Origin of the sequence: Exiguobacterium sp. s125 (genome assembly GCF_018618605.1) — a bacterium.
In the GTDB taxonomy this organism is placed as follows: domain Bacteria; phylum Bacillota; class Bacilli; order Exiguobacteriales; family Exiguobacteriaceae; genus Exiguobacterium_A; species Exiguobacterium_A oxidotolerans.
The window spans coordinates 136,463-152,765 of record NZ_JACSMI010000001.1 but is presented as its reverse complement, the minus strand read 5'-3'; the positions used below and the strand labels follow the sequence as shown (position 1 = coordinate 152,765).

Sequence of the window (16,303 nt, the reverse complement as noted above, 5' to 3'; positions counted from 1 at the left end):
AGATTTTATAGATTATTTAGATAGGAGAATTACATATGCGCCTTCCCATCACACGCCGTCTTTTCATCGGTCTCATTCTATTACCTGCGCTTACGTTAGGTGTCTCAACCTGGTTCTCATACAACCAGACAAGTCAAACTGTTGAAAATCTTGTCGATTCAACGTCTCAAACGGCATTAAAGCAACTCGAGCAATCCTTCTCGCGGATCATCGACGATACAAAAAAAGATACGTCTTTACTCGCCGGACTCCCGTTCACGCGGGCGAGTGGCTCACTGCCGAACTATACTGATCCAAAAGACCTTCCTGATCTGACGGACGAACCGTCTCAAAAAGCAAAAGACATTTACAGCGTCCTCGAAAAATACGGTTCATCGAAAATCGAAAATTCTTTTCTCCAATACGCTGATACGTCAGGCGGCTACTTGAACTGGCCGAAGCAAGACGTCCCTGCCGGCTATGATCCACGAAGCGACCTTTGGTATAAACAAGCACTTGAAAATTCAAGTACGGTCGCCATGAGCGAACCGTATTATGACGAAGCGACGAAACTATCCATCATCAGTTTCTCAAAAGCGACACTTGATGATCAAGCAAACATCAAGGGTGTCTTGTCCGTCTATAAAAGCATCAACCGCCTCTCAGAAGACATGAAGCGAATCGAAATCGGACAGGAAGGTTTCGTATTCAGCTATACAAAAGACGGAAAAGTCGTCACGCACCCGAATAAAAATTACTTCTTTAAAAGTCTCGACCAACTCCGTGAAGAAGGAAAGTCTTATTTCAGTGCACCGAAACAGATGATTGACCAAGAATCCGGTTCCGCCATCATGGATGTTGCGGGGAAAAAATCAGTCGTCATCTGGCAACTCTCTTCTAAAACAGGTTTCAAGCTAGCAGTCGTACTAGATTATGCGTCTCTGTATGCTCCTAAAGATGCCATGCTCGAACAGTCGCTCATCAACTTTGTCGTCGCGATTGCGCTAGCGACATTGATTGCCTGGTTAATTGGACGCTCAATCAACCGTCCCCTCTCGACACTTCGGACGGAAGCCCTCGCGATCGCAAGCGGTGATTTACGGACGACAAAACGTCCAAAACGCTTTATTCGCGATGAACTTTCTGACCTCAATGAGAATTTCGATGCGATGCGTCAAAAGTTGCGTCAAACGATTACGGCCATGACACAATCAGCCGGAACCGTTCGTGATGCGTCACAGGACTTATCAGCAAATGCGACCCACGTCCAAAATGCGTCACAACAAATCGGTCAAACGATGGAAGAAATTGCAGCCGCCGGTGAAACGCAAACGAAACAGGCGGAACGATCTTCGCATGCCGTTTACGGTGTCAAGGAACGCTCCGTCGCGATGCAACAAGCGGCCGCTACGACGTTGTCTGAAGTCGCATCCGTCGCCGATGCCGCAACGCGCGGTAGCTCACTGACGAAACAAACGATTACCGACTTACTACAACACTCCGATTCACTCGAACAGGAAATTCAGAACACGTCCGAATTCCTCGGTAAACGTTCAGGCGAAATCGGAAAGATTCTCGGGACGCTTCAAGCAATTTCAAGCCAGACGAATCTCCTGGCTTTGAATGCCGCCATCGAAGCGGCGCGTGTCGGTGAACAAGGTCGAGGTTTTGCCGTCGTCGCAAGTGAAGTCCGGAAGCTTGCAGAGGAAAGCGATCATTCTGCAAAACAAATTAAACAGCTCCTCGATAACATTCAAAAAGAGACGCACACTGCGATGAGTGCGATGAACCATGTTATGGATGATTTGAAAATTTCCCTTGAGTCCGTCAAAACGACAGGCGTCGACTTCGAACAGATCGCCGGTTCCGTCCATCATGTCTCACAACGGACTGAATCGCTAACCGGTGATATCAGCGCTTTGACGACTGCGACAGAAGAAGTGTCTGACGCGATGGGAACCATTCTCGCGTTGACAGAAGAGAACGCAGCCGGTATCGAAACGAGTGCCGCAAGTATCCAGGAAACGAATGCGACAATCGAAGCCGTCACGACGGCAGCGACGCACTTGGCTCATATCGCAAGTGAACTTCATCAATTGACGTTCGACTTCCAATTAGACGATACACTGCCACCTGAAGAAAGAACCGAAGCTGACGAACTGCCTCATGCCGATGCGTCTGATGAAGTTGCGGACGAAGCAGCCGTGACCGAATTGGAACAGACAAGCGATAGCGACTTGTTTGAACTTGATGCTGAAGAAGTGCTCGATGATTCGACTAATCAGCAGGAATCAGACAATCGTTGATAAGCCTTATTAAAAAAGGAACCTGCCACGCGCAGGTTCCTTCTTTTCGTTCCTCCCTATACAATTTCTTGTACACCCCTTAGACTAGACTTAATGATTTCTACCGAGAGGAGTAGACCCATGAAGCCGCTACAAACAGACGATTTAATCCAGATTGCTGAAAGTATTTATGGGACGACCGGTTTTTTTGTATCGTACCAATCACATGAAAACGATTCACTTCATGTACGACCAACCGCGCCTGTCCATCCCGATCAATTGACGCTTGAAGCCGAGTGGCCGACTGCTGAATCGGTCCCACTCCTCTACACGCTAAAAGATGGAACGGCGTATTTATTCATTGCCGTCGCAGATCAAGGGCAATACCGAATTGGTCCCGTCCTGTTACAATCCGCCTTGTTTCGCGCGCATATTCAGGATGAGTCTTATCACCAATTTTATAAATCGTTACCTCGGACGACTGAAAATCGATTAATCGACTGCGCTCACCTCGTCTATCGGTTATTGAACGGACGACAGCTCCCGTCCCGCGCAATCCGGACGGAGTCTGAAATCGTCGAAGAAGAAATCCCGCTCGTCGCAGACGTACCTGCCCATACAGGAACGACAGCCTACCGCAAAGCTTGGCAACGCGAACAGCAAATCATCGACTGGATTTCCTCCGGTCAAAGCGAGCGATTGGCGACGACTTATTCCTTACCTGCTTATGGTGAATTCGGCTCGCTCGCACGCCATCAACCACTTCGGGCAGAAAAGAATCTCCTACTTGGAACGGTCCTGCTCAGCGCACGTGCTGCCATTATCGGTGGACTTGAACCGGACGAAGCCTTCTCACTCAGCGACCGGATGATTGATTCGATTGAAGCAGCAAACAGTATCTCTGAACTTCGTAATCGTCACGTCCGGATTACTGTCAGTTTTGCAGAAGCCGTCAAGCAAATCCAAGAGTTACGACACTCGCCACACGTCTTAGCTGCCATCCGTTACATTCAACAGCATCTTTACGATCCGTTGTCCGTCTCTTCAATCAGTCATGCGATTCACGTCTCCTCCAATTACCTATCCGTCCTGTTCAAGGACGAAACTGGTCTACCGCTTGCCCGGTATGTCATCCGGGAGCGAATCCGGGAGGCGAAACGCTTGCTCCGTTCGTCTGATGATTCGTTGCTGACGATATCAAACAAACTGCATTTTTCGAGCCAAAGTCACTTCAGTCAAGCGTTTAAACAGACGACTGGTGAGACACCCACCCATTATCGACAACGGCACTACCTGTAAAACGCAGCTGACGATTTAGTTTTTTAACCGACAACAGGCCCCCTCCGTTTACACGAAGGGGGCCTGTTTTTTGAATCGCCTGATTTAGTTAAAAGGACGAGTCGAACTCTTTTTTTAAAAGATCGACCGGCGCTGCATAGCCGATTGGACCACACAATAAATTTTCTCCGATCCACATACTTAAATCCATCATATGCACTTGTTCTGTCGGTAAAAAGTCCTCAAGCTTCCACGAAATACTAATGATGGCATCATTCAATTGTCCGATGATACTTCGATCATGTGTCTTCGAGTACTGGACGTCACCGCACCGTTCCAGATAACGATCCACGACCGCATTAGAAAATCCTTCTGCTAAAAATGTGTCCTTGATTGCCTTCAAGGCAATGACATCAAATTGTTTGAATTCTTTCATTTTCATGCCGTAGAAGACGATACTATATCTTGTTTTGTTATTCATCAAGACAACACATTTTCTTCGATCAAACGTGAACACATTCGCATGCCATTCATAAAAAGAACCTGCGTGAGTTGTCTCATACGGAGTTAAGTTGATTTTCATCGCATCTGCTAGTTTTTTTGTACATTCGATCAGCATGCTCCAACCCCGCTTTTCCTTTAGTTAGAAAGTTGCTCTTACATTTTTACGAAAAGAGCTACACTCTCGACGTGTGTCGTATGCGGGAACATATCGACAGGTGTGACTTCCATCAGCTTGTAACCAAGTTCAGCAAGCAACTTCGCGTCACGTGCTTGAGTTGACGCGTTACATGAGACATAGACGATTCGTTTTGGTGCCACTTCAGCCGCAGCACGCAGGAATTCTTCGTCACAGCCTTTACGCGGCGGGTCAACGACGATGACGTCCGGTTTGATTCCAGCTTTGACGAGTGCCGGCATGACGGATTCAGCCGTTCCATACTCGAATGATACGTTGTCGATACCGTTCGCAGCTGCGTTGCGACGTGCGTCGTCGATTGCTTGAGGAACCATTTCAATCCCGTAGACATGTTTCGCTTGTTGTGCAAGTGATAATGAAATCGAGCCGATACCGCAATACGCGTCGACGACGATTTCTTCACCTGTCAATTGTGCATACTCCAGTGCTTTACCGTATAGTTTCTCCGTTTGCAACGGATTGACTTGGAAGAATGAATGTGGCGAGATTTCATACGTCAATCCGGCGATTTGATCGCGGATGACAGCTGGTCCGTGCAGGACGATGTTCTTTTTCCCTAAGATGACGTTCGTATCCTCTGGGTTGATGTTGTGTTGAATCGATGTCACGTTCGGGACGGCTTTTAAGATGCCGGCGACGATTTTATCGATACCACGCAATTGTTTGACCTTCGTCACGAGGACGATCATCAATTCATTCGTATGGTACCCGTGACGTGCCATGATGTGACGGATGACACCCGTTTGTTTCTTTTCATCGTAAGCTGGGACTTTTAAGTCAGCGAGGACTTTACGGACCGCTTGGATTGCTTCATCATTTTCCTTGTTTTGAATCAAGCAGTAATCCATATCGATGATGCGGTGGCTCCGTTTTTGGTAAAAACCGGCCATCAACTTGTTCGACTGGAAAGCGACCGGGACTTGTGCTTTATTGCGGTAGCCCCATGGATCTTCCATCCCGATTGTTTCATGGACCGGAATTTCGAGTCCTGCGAGGCGGGCAAATGCATCACGAACACGGTTGTGCTTAAAGACGAGTTCTGCATCATATGATAAGTGTTGCAGTTGGCAGCCCCCACATTGGTTGTAGACAGGACATGGCGGCTCGACACGGTCAACACTCTTCGTCTTTTGACGGATAATTCGTCCGAAACCATATGATTTCGTTGTTTTCGTAATTCTGATTTTGACTTGTTCCGTCGGTAAAGCTCCTGGAATGAAGACCGTATAACCATCGATTCGTGCGACACCTGAACCGTCGTGCGTCAAATCAACGATATCGACGACGTGCTCGTCATTTTTTTGTACTGGGATCATAATTGGGTTCCTCCTAGAAAACCCCGCGCCTTACGCGAGGTTTGTTTCTGTTTCTTGTAGTTGTGTATTAATCAGTTCCATCTCATCGATCCGGAACTTCGGTGTCATGACATCGAAATGCGACTGTAAATTCGTCATCTCCCCTTCACAGGTGCCACCGAACTCACCGTCGATGTTCAAGCTCATCTCAGAAGTATTTTTCATCCGGACGAATGAAGTCGTGACATGCTCGACACAAGGATCCGAGAAGTGATCCCCTTTTAAGGCGAGACGCATGACGCGAATCAGTTCGACAAGATTACATTTTTTTAAGATGAATAAATCAAACCGTCCATCATTGAGTGACGCATTCGGAGATAGCTTCTCAAAGCCACCAACGGAGTTCGTATTCGAAGTCAAAAACAACATGACTTCGCCTTTGAACGTCCCTTTTTCATGTTCGAGTTCGACATACGTCGGACGGATTTGTGGTAACTTCTCCATCCCTTTGACGTAATAAGCGAGTTGTCCGAGTGCCGTTTTGAGTTTTGACGGAACCTCGTAAGACAACTCCGTCATGATGCCGCCACCTGCGATGTTGATGAAATAATGAACACCCGTCGTTCCTTCAATCTTCCCAATGTCGACAGGCATCGTATAGCCGGTGCAGATGACATCCATCGCGCCTTCAATCGTCAACGGAATCCGCATCGCTCGTCCAAAATCATTCGTCGTCCCGACAGGCAAGACACCCAGTTTAGGGCGAACCTTGTAGGCAGCCATCCCACTGATGACTTCGTTTAACGTTCCATCTCCACCCGCAGCCACGACGAGGTCAAATTCAGCTTCACAGGCCCGTGCTGCTTCATGTGTTGCGTCACCGACCGCTTTCGTCGAATAGACGGAAGTCTCATAACCCGCTGCTTCAAGCCGGTCTAAGATATACGGCAGATTTCGCTTTACCATCTCTTTCCCGGAAGTCGGGTTATAAATCACTCGCGCTCTAGGTCTCATAAGTTTTTCTCCTTTTTAATCAACCGGTCCATTTGATACATAACTGTTTTATTTTACATGAAGTTTTGCTACATTACAAAGCCGAAAAAAAAGATGTTCCCGTTTTCCGCCTGATTACGAGACGGAAAATGGGGACATCTACTACGATTTAAAGGATTATTTTAATTTTTCGAGTTCTTCATGGAAGAGTTGATCGAGGAGGGCCGGATTCGCCATCCCTTTCGTTTTCTTCATGATTTGACCGATGACGAAACCTTTTTTCCGGTCTCGTCCACCCACGAGTTCTTCGACGACAGCCGGATTTGCTTCGAACATCTCGACGATCAGTCCTCGTAAGAGACCCTCGTCAGAAATTTGAGCGAGTCCTTGTTCTTCGACATACTGACGCGGTTCGACACCCTGTTCGATCGTCGCCGCGAAAACTTGTTTCGCGATTTTCGAAGAAATCGTTCCGCCGGCAATCAATTCGATCATCTCGGCGAGACGTGCCGGTGTCAGTTTGATTGTTTCGAACGTTTCACTCGACTTGTTCAAGTGTCCTTGTACTTCACCGACTGTCCAGTTCGCTGCCGCTTTCGGTTCTGCACCGGCAGCAATCGTCGCTTCGAAGTACTCAGCCATCTCGCGTGTGACGGTTAATTGTTTCGCGTCATACGCGGATAAACCGAGCGTTTCTTGATAGCGGACACGACGTGCATCCGGAAGTTCCGGAATCGCGGCACGAATCGCTTCTTTCCAGTCTTCGTCGAGGACGAGCTTGACGAGATCCGGTTCTGGGAAGTACCGGTAATCGGACGCGCCTTCTTTCACACGCATCAAGACAGTCTGTTTTTTCGCTTCGTCAAACCGAAGTGTTTCTTGACGCATGACGCCACCCGCCAGTAAAAGTTTACGGTGACGGTCTTCTTCGAATTCGAGTCCTTTTAAGACGTTACCGAACGAGTTGAGGTTCTTCAGTTCGGTTTTTGTTCCGAACTTCTCTTGCCCGTATGGACGGACCGAGATGTTACAGTCGCAACGTAGTGACCCCTCTTCCATCTTCACGTCCGAGACGCCTGCGTATTGCAGGACTTCTTTCAAACGTTCGAGGTAGGCGACCGCTTCTTTTGGTGAACGCATGTCGGCTTCACTGACGATTTCAATCAAAGGTGCGCCCGTCCGGTTAAAGTCGACGACAGAGTGATTGGCACCCGTATGGTTCATCTTCCCGGCATCTTCTTCTAAGTGGACCCGTTCAATCCGGAAGCGTTTTGTTTCGCCATCGACTTCCGCGTCGATGAATCCGTCAAACCCGATTGGCTGATCGAATTGTGAGATTTGGTAGGCTTTCGGCGTATCCGGATAGAAGTAATTCTTCCGGTCGAATTTTGTTTGATCGGCGACGTGGCAGTTGAGCGCCATTGCCGCACGAACCGCGAGTTCGACTGCTTTTTCGTTGACCATCGGAAGGACACCCGGGTGTCCGAGACAAATCGGACAAGTTTTCGTATTTGTTTCCGCACCGTACTCACGGGCACAGCCACAAAACATTTTTGTATTTGTATTTAGTTCGGCGTGGACCTCGATGCCGATAACCGTTTCAAAGTTCATAACGCACTCTCCTTATAACTTCGGAAGCGCGAATCCGCCCGTCGCAAGCTCGAAAGCATGCGCCGCACGATAGATCGTCGCCTCGTCAAAGTGTTTTCCGATGATTTGTAGACCGACTGGTAATCCGTCGACGAGACCTGCCGGGACCGAAATCGCCGGAACACCCGCTAAGTTGATTGGAATCGTCAAGATATCATTCGCATACATCGTCACAGGATCATCGTTTTGTGCACCGAGTTCGAATGCAGGTGTAGGTGCCGTCGGTCCGATGATGACATCATAGTTCGCGAGGACGTCATCAAAATCTTTTTTAATCAATGTCCGTGCTTGTTGGGCTTTTTTATAATACGCGTCGTAATAACCTGAACTTAACGCATACGTTCCAAGCATGATGCGCCGTTTTACTTCGTCGCCGAATCCTTGGGCCCGTGAATACTTGAAGACATCTTCGAGTGCATCTGCTTCAGCACGGACACCGTAACGGATCCCGTCAAAGCGGGCTAAGTTTGATGAGGCTTCTGATGAAGCGAGTAAGTAATACGTCGCAAGCGCGTACTTCGAGTTCGGAAGGGATACTTCGTCGACCGTCGCTCCGAGGGACTCGAGTTTTTTGATGGCTGCACGAATGTTGTCTTTCACAGATTCACTGACACCTTCACCGAAGTATTCTTTTGGAACGGCGATTTTTAAGCCTTTGATATCACCTGTCAACGCTTTCGTATAATCGATCCGGTCGACGTTCGCTGACGTCGAATCCATGTCACAATGTCCTGCGATCGCGCTAAGCAAATAGGCGTTGTCTTCGACCGTCCGTGTCAATGGACCGATTTGGTCGAGCGATGACGCGAATGCGACGAGACCGAAACGTGAAACGAGACCGTACGTCGGTTTTAAACCGACGACACCACAATAGGCAGCCGGTTGACGAATCGAACCCCCTGTATCAGAACCGAGACTGAACAAGACTTCTCCTGCCGCAACAGCAGCGGCTGATCCACCTGAAGATCCGCCTGGAACGTGTTTTGTATTCCATGGGTTACGGACCGGTTTGTACGCTGAATTCTCATTGGAAGACCCCATCGCGAATTCATCCATGTTCAGTTTACCGATCGTGATGGCACCTGCTTCATGTAAACGTTCGACGACAGTCGCGTCGTGGGCGGGGACGAAGTTCTCGAGGAATTTCGAGCCGCATGTCGTCGTCATTCCCTTCGTGACGATATTATCTTTCACACCGATTGGTAAGCCGAACAATGGGTTTGCTTCATGTTTTGCGAGCTCATCCATCCGTTTTGCTTGTTCGAATGCGTCTTCATTCAAGGACAAAAAGGCGCCGACCTTCCCGTCAATACGATCGATTTGATCAAACGATTCTTGAACGAGATCCGATACTTTCACTTCGCCATCCTTGACGAGTGTATGCAGTTTTTTGACACCATGCTCAAAAAGTGACATTCCTGTTTTCTCCTCCTTATTCGAACACTGCTGGGACGCGGACTTGTCCGGCTTCCCAATCAGGCGCGAGTCGTTCTACTTCCGTGCGCGGAAGCGATGGACGTACTTCGTCTTTTCGTAAGACGTTCTTTAAATCAAGGACATGCGTCGTAGGTTCGACACCTGTCGTATCAAGTTCATTTAATTGCTCAGCAAAACCGAGAATTTTTTCGAGCTGAACCGTAAATTGTTGTACTTCTTCATCTGTCACGGCAAGGCGTGCCAAATGCGCCACGTGGCGGACTTGCTCTTCATTAATATTTGCCATGTCATTCCACCTCCGGAACTTTTTCAGTATATTTTACACTATTTCTAATCATAGCACTTTTTAGTCAGACAAAAAAGACGATGGTGCATCGGGGGGAGGTCCGCACCATCGTCCTTATAGGGGTAGCAAAGCTTTCGGGCGGAAAGCTTCTAGTAATTCATTACCCGTGCGACTGTTTTACAAAACAAAATAACAGAATATTCAAACTAAGAGATCAACCAGTAAATAGACATTGAAGATGATGACGATCGTCACGATACTCCAGGCAAGGAGTTTCATCTTCATCCCGTTCTTGAAGTCACCCATGATTCGCCCACTCGACGTTGCCCGAATCAATGGAATCAGCGCGAACGGAATCCCGAACGATAAGGCGACCTGACTCCAGATTAAAGCACGCGTCGGATCAAATCCCGATAACAACAATACAATGGCTGGTGCCATCGTGATGCTCCGACGAAGGAAAATCGGAATCTCAATCTTTAGGAACCCACGCATAATCGCATCGCCGGACATTGTCCCGACACTTGATGATGCAAGACCGGAGACGAGTAAGGCGACCCCGAACAAGTACGGTGCTGTTCCACCGAGCGATGTCCCGAGTCCTGAAAAAATACTTTCAAGTGTCGCTGCTTTTTGATCGGTTCCGAAGAAGACTGTCGCCGCGATGACGAGCATCGCCCCATTGACCGCCCCTGCGATTAACATCGCTGCCCAAATATCGAGCGTCTGAATTTTCATCAATCCTCGTTTATCCGCAATTTTCCCCATCCGGCGTTTCGTCAAATCCGAGTGCAAATAAATCGCGTGCGGCATGACCGTTGCCCCTAACATCCCGGCAGCAAGGACGATACTCGGTGTTCCCTCGAATCCGGGAATCAAGCCCCCTGCCATGTCCCGCACGTTCGGCTCGATTTGAATGACTTGGATCGCGAATGCAACGGCAATGACGAGGACCAGTCCAGCGATGACGGCTTCGAAATGGCGTAAGCCCTTCCGTTCAAAGCCGAGAATGACGAACGACGCGATGGCTGTTAACAGCGCAGCGATTTTCATATCAATATTAAATAACAAATGAAATCCGAGTGCGGCACCAACGAATTCCGCGAGATCCGTCGCCATGGCGACGAGTTCTGCCTGTGCCCAGTAAAACAGTCGGGCAACGGGCGATAGCTCGTCCCGGATGACTTCCGCCAAGCTCATATTACTGACGAGTCCAAGTTTTGCTGACAACGTTTGGATGACGACCGCCATCAAGTTCGCTGCGACGATGATCCAAAGTAATAAAAATCCGTACTGGGCGCCGGCCGTCATGTTCGTCGCAAAGTTCCCCGGGTCGAGGTACGCGACGGCGGCAACAAAGGCCGGACCGATAAATTGTCTTTTTTTCAATCGTTCGACCGGTGCTACCGGTTGACTGACCATATTGAACACCTCTCTTTAGTTGCAAGTATACGCTTTTCTTTCCTTCAGGCAACATACATGCTTCACGGAAATACTTATTAACAAAGTAAACTGAATCATTCAGTCCTGAAATCAAGCCATCTACCATTCTTTTTGACCGCGCATTCTAACCACAAAAAAAATCGAAGTTCACATTCAAGTGAACTTCGATCAGATTGTAGACAAACGCTGATGAAGATTGAAGCTTATCTATTCGCATACTGTCTTACTGCGCTTCCCCGTCTTGACTCGTCTTCACGGCAATTCAAGACGAATTGCGCCCTAAACTGCCTGCATACCCGGCTTTCCGTCACGGTATCACCTAAAAAGCATCACGTTTCGTTGACTCCTACGGGAAAAGACGCTTGATCTCCCGATAGCACGTTGTCTACAGTCTGAGTTCAGTCCTTACATGACCTGCTGTTCACTTACACGATTTTCCGCTCTGGTTCGACACCTTTCAACTGCGCCTTTACTTCATCAAACTCACGGTAGACCGCTTCACTTGGTTCAGCCGTCGCCAGACTGACGACAACGAGTGCAATCGTCGACGCGAGGAATGCAGGAATCATTTCATACATCTCCGAAATATAGAACGGTAAATCCTTCACGTACAGTTTGACTAAAATCCAGGCGATGACGACGACGGATCCCGTCAGCATCGAAGCGAGTGCTCCCGCTTTGTTCATCCGGCGCCACAGTAAGCTGAACAAGACGACCGGACCAAAAGCAGAACCGAATCCTGCCCACGCGTACCCGACGAGTGTCAAAATCGATTTTTGTGCGCCGAACGATAACGCAATGGCAAGTAAGGCAACCGCCAGCACCATGATACGACCGACGAGCATCAACTCTTTGTCTGAAGGCGTCCGCTTCATGAAGCGTTGATAAAAGTCATTGGTCGCAGCACTCGAAGAGACGAGTAGCTGTGTCGAAATCGTCGACATGATGGCAGCGAGTAACGCTGCGAGTAAGAGACCGGTAATGAAGCCCGGGAATAGATCACGCGAAAGCTGAATGAAGACGTTCTCCGGGTTGTTCAGCTCAATCGCCTGTTGCGTAAAGTACGCATAACCGAATAATCCTGTCACCATCGCGCCGATGATGGAGAAGGTCATCCAAACCATCCCAATCCGGCGGGCCGACTTCATTTCACTCAAGTTACGTATCGCCATGAAACGGACGATGATGTGCGGCTGACCAAAGTAGCCGAGTCCCCAAGCGAGTAAGGAGATGATGCCGATAATCGTCGTTCCTTTAAACAGTTCAAGTTTTGAACCATCCGTCGTCCGAATCGTCTCGAGCGTCTCATTGATCCCGCCGCTCAGTGAAAGGGCGACACCCGGAACAATCAAGAGTGCGATGACCATGATCATCCCTTGGACGACATCCGTCCAACTGACGGCGAGGAATCCGCCAAGGAACACGTAGGCGATGACGACGCCTGCTAAAATCCAAAGACCCGTCGTGTACTCTAAACCGAAGACCGCTTCAAACAGCCGACCGCCGGCGACAAACCCGCTCGATGCGTACATTATAAAGAATATTAAGATAACTCCAGCTGAAACTGTACGCAACACACCACTTTTGTCATGGAATCGTTTTTCGAAATAGTCGGGAATCGTGATGGCGTCGCCCGCATGCGCCGTATACGCCCGCAGACGTGGCGCAACAAGCACCCAGTTTGCATAAGCTCCGAGCAATAGGCCGATCACGATCCATCCACTGGACAGACCAGTTGCAAACATCGCACCCGGCAATCCCATCAACAACCACCCGCTCATATCGCTTGCTCCGGCTGAGAGTGCAGTGACGACGGGCCCGATCGTACGTCCTCCAAGCATATAATCATTCATGTTTTTCGTCCGGTAATACGCCATCACGCCAAGCGTCACCATCAGACCGAGATACAGTAAAATCGCTAACCACATTCCGTTCATCCTTGCTCCCCCTTTTCTATGGTGTATAAAAAAACGGATATGCAGGTCGCATACCCGTTTCATCTATTAAACACTAATTCAGAACATTTCTGAAGTCGTTTTTGCTTGCAAGTGGAGTGTTAAATAATCCGGTCCACCGGCTTTTGAATCCGTTCCTGACATGTTGAATCCACCAAACGGTTGGTACCCGACGATTGCGCCTGTACAACCACGGTTGAAATAGAGGTTCCCGACATGGAAGTTCGCCCGTGCGTACTCTTGGTTTGTCCGGTCTTGTGTGATGACTGCCCCTGTCAAACCGTACTCCGTGTTGTTCGCGATCGCGATTGCTTCTTTAAAGTCTTTCGCTTTCGTGAACGCAACGACCGGTCCGAAGATTTCTTCTTGCATCAAACGATCCGTCGGTTGAACGTCCGCGACGACCGTTGGTGAGACGAAGAAGCCTGTTGAATCGTCAGCCGTTCCGCCTGCTGCAATCCGTCCTTCTTGTTTTGCGATATCGAAGTACGACGTGATTTTTTTGAATGCCGCTGCATCGATGACAGGACCGACGTTGTTCGTCACGTCGACCGGGTTCCCGATGCTCAGTTTTGCTGTATTCGCAACAACTTTTTCGAGTAACTCGTCGTAGACAGAGTCGAGTGCGACGACACGTGAACATGCTGAACATTTTTGACCTGAGAAGCCGAATGCTGCTTTTGTGATCATGTCTGCCGCGTAATCAAGATCGGCTGACTCATCGATGACCATCGTGTCTTTTCCGCCCATCTCTGCGATGACACGTTTGAGCCAGATTTGACCGTCATTTAATTTCGAAGCACGTTCGTTAATCCGGAGACCGACATCACGTGAGCCTGTGAAGCTGATGAAACGTGTTTTCGGGTGGTCGACGAGGTAATCCCCGACTTCTGCCCCTGGTCCCGGGATGAAGTTCAAGACGCCAGCCGGAAGACCTGCCTGCTCCATGACTTCAACGAATTTAGCAGCGACGACTGGTGTCGTCGATGCCGGTTTCAAGAGAATCGGGTTTCCGGCGACGATTGCCGCAACCGCAGTCCCTGCCATGATCGCGAGTGGGAAGTTCCATGGTGAGATGATGACCCCGACACCGAGTGGGATGTAATCGTAACGGTTGTATTCACCCGGACGACTCTCGACTTTTTTGCCGTCTTTTAAGACGAGCATCTGACGTGCATAATATTCAAGGAAATCGATTGCTTCTGCTGTATCCGCATCTGCTTCGTTCCATGGTTTCCCAGCTTCTTTGACGAGGTAAGCCGAGAATTCATGTTTGCGTTTACGGATGATGTTCGCCGCTTTGAACAGGACGTCCGCACGAACACTCGGATTGACGAATTTCCACGTTTCGAATGCTGTGACAGCTGCCTGCATCGCATCCTCTGCGTGTGCTTGTGTCGCTTTTGAGACACGTCCGACGATCTCTTCTTTGTTTGCCGGATTGACCGAAACGATTTTATCTTCCGTCGTCACATGTTTGCCCCCGATGACGAGCGGATAATCTTTTCCTAGCTCTTGCGATACGAGTGCAAGTGCCTCCTCGAACGCTTTCTTGTTCGCTTCTTGTGAGAAGTCCGTGAATGGTTCGTGTTTGTACGGAATCATCTCTATTCCCCCTTTATACATACTTTTAATCGCTTACATTCTCCATTGTACAGAAGCATGACGCCGCTTACAATTATTCTAGTCAAAAAAAATGAGCAGGCTGCGTTCTCCCGCTCACGTTTCGCTCGAATTATTCAGTTGCTTGGGAAAAGACGATCTCTTCGTTTTGGATTGAGACCTTGACGTCCTGCTCCTGGAACAACCACTCATCTTGATCGGAGACGACGAAATGAATCCCGTCCACGACTTCTTCAACAGCTGCCCGTTCGACTTCTTCCATATGGACACCGACCGAAAATCCTTGTGTCAAATCCGTCGATCCGCCGTATTTCGCGAAAAAGCGAATCGTGTCGCCTTCCTTCGCTTCCATCTCATCTTTAAAGTATTGTAATGCTTCATCCGTTACGTGAATTTTCATGTTTTATCCACTCCCCTTTAGACTAGTGTACCTATTTCCTACTCAAAAAAGCGAATATCCTGTATGGTGAAGACAGTAAACACTTCATTCCATCATTCCTGTTGATTCTGATTTAGGAGGTCCTATATGAAACGATTAATCACAGCTCTACTATCAACGAGCATTCTGTTAATCGGATGTGGGAACGATTCCACTTCCTCTACAGATACTGAATCCCCGAAGACGACGGAAACGAAACAAGTCGCGCAAGCCGATCAAGCCGTTCTTGATGTCTATCAAGCCTATCAAGATACGTTAGGGAAAACGGGATCAGCTGATGCGAAAGCACTCGCTAAGATTGAGTACACGGGTGAGTCCGAACCGTTACGCGCACCAGCGATTGGTGCTAAAAACCTGAACGTCACGCCTGGCAAGGTCGTTAAAAGCTTCCAACAAGGCGACGTCGCCTACATCATCCATGAGTTCAATGATGCGGATGGGTCACCGCTCCCGAACCGTGCGTCGAAGTTATTCCTGAAAAAAGATGGGGAATGGAAAGCTGTCATCGCACCAACGACCTTTGAACCAGCCGTCTTCACGACGCTCGCTGAGATGTTTGATTCATTTAATGCAGACGAATACGGCGTCAATGCTAAAGCAGCGGAAGCCGTCGGGAACACACCGGAAGATGAACAGGATAAAGTGTTCACACGCGTCAATGCCCAAACCGACTATATGGCACTCGAAATGAACAGTAACATCTTAATGATTTACGGTATGGCACTCGGCAACGAAGGCAATCCCGAAGTATTAGTCGATTACTATTCCGATTACGCGGACTGGTATGTCGATGAACAAGATCTATTACTCAAAACTGCGAAGGCCGGAACAGACTACGAAAAATATTTAATTGCACTTGACCCATTAAAGGAAAGCTTACAAAAGAAACTCGGAAAGTACGCTGATCAACTGAACATGGAACTAGGTTAAAGGAGGACTC

At 48.7% G+C, this 16,303-nt stretch carries 13 protein-coding genes; 3 read left to right on the top strand and 10 right to left on the bottom strand.

The window, feature by feature from the left end:
• Positions 1 to 35 precede the first annotated feature (35 nt).
• Both KNQ05_RS00680 and KNQ05_RS00675 read left to right on the top strand, forming a co-directional pair.
• Positions 36 to 2,285 (top strand): methyl-accepting chemotaxis protein, encoded by a 2,250-nt coding sequence (locus tag KNQ05_RS00680; protein WP_214768880.1) that lies wholly within the window; start codon positions 36 to 38, stop codon positions 2,283 to 2,285.
• 120 nt (positions 2,286 to 2,405) lie between these two features.
• Positions 2,406 to 3,563, top strand: a complete 1,158-nt coding sequence (locus KNQ05_RS00675) for a helix-turn-helix domain-containing protein (RefSeq protein WP_214768883.1) — start codon at positions 2,406 to 2,408, stop codon at positions 3,561 to 3,563.
• A gap of 88 nt (positions 3,564 to 3,651) precedes the next feature.
• Here the strand turns inward: KNQ05_RS00675 and KNQ05_RS00670 are convergent, their stop codons facing one another.
• From KNQ05_RS00670 to KNQ05_RS00625, 10 genes are all read right to left on the bottom strand, one after another.
• Positions 3,652 to 4,161 carry a DUF6933 domain-containing protein gene (locus KNQ05_RS00670; RefSeq protein ID WP_214768885.1) on the bottom strand — a complete coding sequence of 170 codons (510 nt, stop codon included), beginning with the start codon at positions 4,159 to 4,161 and terminating at the stop codon, positions 3,652 to 3,654.
• Positions 4,162 to 4,199: 38 nt separating this feature from the next.
• Positions 4,200 to 5,558, bottom strand: a complete 1,359-nt coding sequence (gene rlmD, locus KNQ05_RS00665; protein ID WP_029331518.1) for a 23S rRNA (uracil(1939)-C(5))-methyltransferase RlmD — start codon at positions 5,556 to 5,558, stop codon at positions 4,200 to 4,202.
• A 30-nt stretch (positions 5,559 to 5,588) separates the two neighbouring features.
• The gene (locus KNQ05_RS00660; RefSeq protein ID WP_029331519.1) at positions 5,589 to 6,551 is read right to left on the bottom strand and encodes a diacylglycerol kinase; all 963 of its coding nucleotides are present in this window, start codon (positions 6,549 to 6,551) and stop codon (positions 5,589 to 5,591) included.
• A 156-nt stretch (positions 6,552 to 6,707) separates the two neighbouring features.
• Positions 6,708 to 8,141: an Asp-tRNA(Asn)/Glu-tRNA(Gln) amidotransferase subunit GatB gene (gatB, locus tag KNQ05_RS00655; protein WP_088837831.1), complete on the bottom strand. Its 1,434-nt coding sequence runs from the start codon at positions 8,139 to 8,141 to the stop codon at positions 6,708 to 6,710.
• 12 nt (positions 8,142 to 8,153) lie between these two features.
• Positions 8,154 to 9,596 carry an Asp-tRNA(Asn)/Glu-tRNA(Gln) amidotransferase subunit GatA gene (gene gatA, locus KNQ05_RS00650; RefSeq protein ID WP_088837832.1) on the bottom strand — a complete coding sequence of 481 codons (1,443 nt, stop codon included), beginning with the start codon at positions 9,594 to 9,596 and terminating at the stop codon, positions 8,154 to 8,156.
• Between the two features lie 16 nt (positions 9,597 to 9,612).
• Positions 9,613 to 9,903 (bottom strand): Asp-tRNA(Asn)/Glu-tRNA(Gln) amidotransferase subunit GatC, encoded by a 291-nt coding sequence (gatC, locus tag KNQ05_RS00645; RefSeq protein WP_088837833.1) that lies wholly within the window; start codon positions 9,901 to 9,903, stop codon positions 9,613 to 9,615.
• Positions 9,904 to 10,104: 201 nt separating this feature from the next.
• Positions 10,105 to 11,325, bottom strand: a complete 1,221-nt coding sequence (locus tag KNQ05_RS00640) for an Nramp family divalent metal transporter (protein WP_214804279.1) — start codon at positions 11,323 to 11,325, stop codon at positions 10,105 to 10,107.
• Between the two features lie 446 nt (positions 11,326 to 11,771).
• Entirely contained in the window at positions 11,772 to 13,283 is a 1,512-nt protein-coding gene (gene putP, locus KNQ05_RS00635) for a sodium/proline symporter PutP (protein WP_088837835.1), read from the bottom strand.
• 78 nt (positions 13,284 to 13,361) lie between these two features.
• Positions 13,362 to 14,906 carry an L-glutamate gamma-semialdehyde dehydrogenase gene (gene pruA / locus KNQ05_RS00630; protein WP_029331525.1) on the bottom strand — a complete coding sequence of 515 codons (1,545 nt, stop codon included), beginning with the start codon at positions 14,904 to 14,906 and terminating at the stop codon, positions 13,362 to 13,364.
• A gap of 130 nt (positions 14,907 to 15,036) precedes the next feature.
• Positions 15,037 to 15,324, bottom strand: a complete 288-nt coding sequence (locus KNQ05_RS00625; RefSeq protein ID WP_088837836.1) for a HesB/YadR/YfhF family protein — start codon at positions 15,322 to 15,324, stop codon at positions 15,037 to 15,039.
• 126 nt (positions 15,325 to 15,450) lie between these two features.
• Between KNQ05_RS00625 and KNQ05_RS00620 the strand changes: the two genes are divergently transcribed.
• A complete protein-coding gene (locus KNQ05_RS00620; protein WP_214804278.1) occupies positions 15,451 to 16,293 on the top strand; it encodes a hypothetical protein in 843 nt (280 codons plus the stop codon).
• The last annotated feature ends 10 nt before the right edge of the window (positions 16,294 to 16,303 follow it).

Bases quoted from the DNA above. Each gene is read 5' to 3' on its own strand.
- KNQ05_RS00680 (WP_214768880.1), top strand. From the start codon at position 36: ATGCGCCTTCCCATCACACGCCGTCTTTTCATCGGTCTCATTCTATTA.
- KNQ05_RS00675 (WP_214768883.1), top strand. From the start codon at position 2,406: ATGAAGCCGCTACAAACAGACGATTTAATCCAGATTGCTGAAAGTATT.
- KNQ05_RS00670 (WP_214768885.1), bottom strand. From the start codon at position 4,161: ATGCTGATCGAATGTACAAAAAAACTAGCAGATGCGATGAAAATCAAC.
- rlmD (WP_029331518.1), bottom strand. From the start codon at position 5,558: ATGATCCCAGTACAAAAAAATGACGAGCACGTCGTCGATATCGTTGAT.
- KNQ05_RS00660 (WP_029331519.1), bottom strand. From the start codon at position 6,551: ATGAGACCTAGAGCGCGAGTGATTTATAACCCGACTTCCGGGAAAGAG.
- gatB (WP_088837831.1), bottom strand. From the start codon at position 8,141: ATGAACTTTGAAACGGTTATCGGCATCGAGGTCCACGCCGAACTAAAT.
- gatA (WP_088837832.1), bottom strand. From the start codon at position 9,596: ATGTCACTTTTTGAGCATGGTGTCAAAAAACTGCATACACTCGTCAAG.
- gatC (WP_088837833.1), bottom strand. From the start codon at position 9,903: ATGGCAAATATTAATGAAGAGCAAGTCCGCCACGTGGCGCATTTGGCA.
- KNQ05_RS00640 (WP_214804279.1), bottom strand. From the start codon at position 11,325: ATGGTCAGTCAACCGGTAGCACCGGTCGAACGATTGAAAAAAAGACAA.
- putP (WP_088837835.1), bottom strand. From the start codon at position 13,283: ATGAACGGAATGTGGTTAGCGATTTTACTGTATCTCGGTCTGATGGTG.
- pruA (WP_029331525.1), bottom strand. From the start codon at position 14,906: ATGATTCCGTACAAACACGAACCATTCACGGACTTCTCACAAGAAGCG.
- KNQ05_RS00625 (WP_088837836.1), bottom strand. From the start codon at position 15,324: ATGAAAATTCACGTAACGGATGAAGCATTACAATACTTTAAAGATGAG.
- KNQ05_RS00620 (WP_214804278.1), top strand. From the start codon at position 15,451: ATGAAACGATTAATCACAGCTCTACTATCAACGAGCATTCTGTTAATC.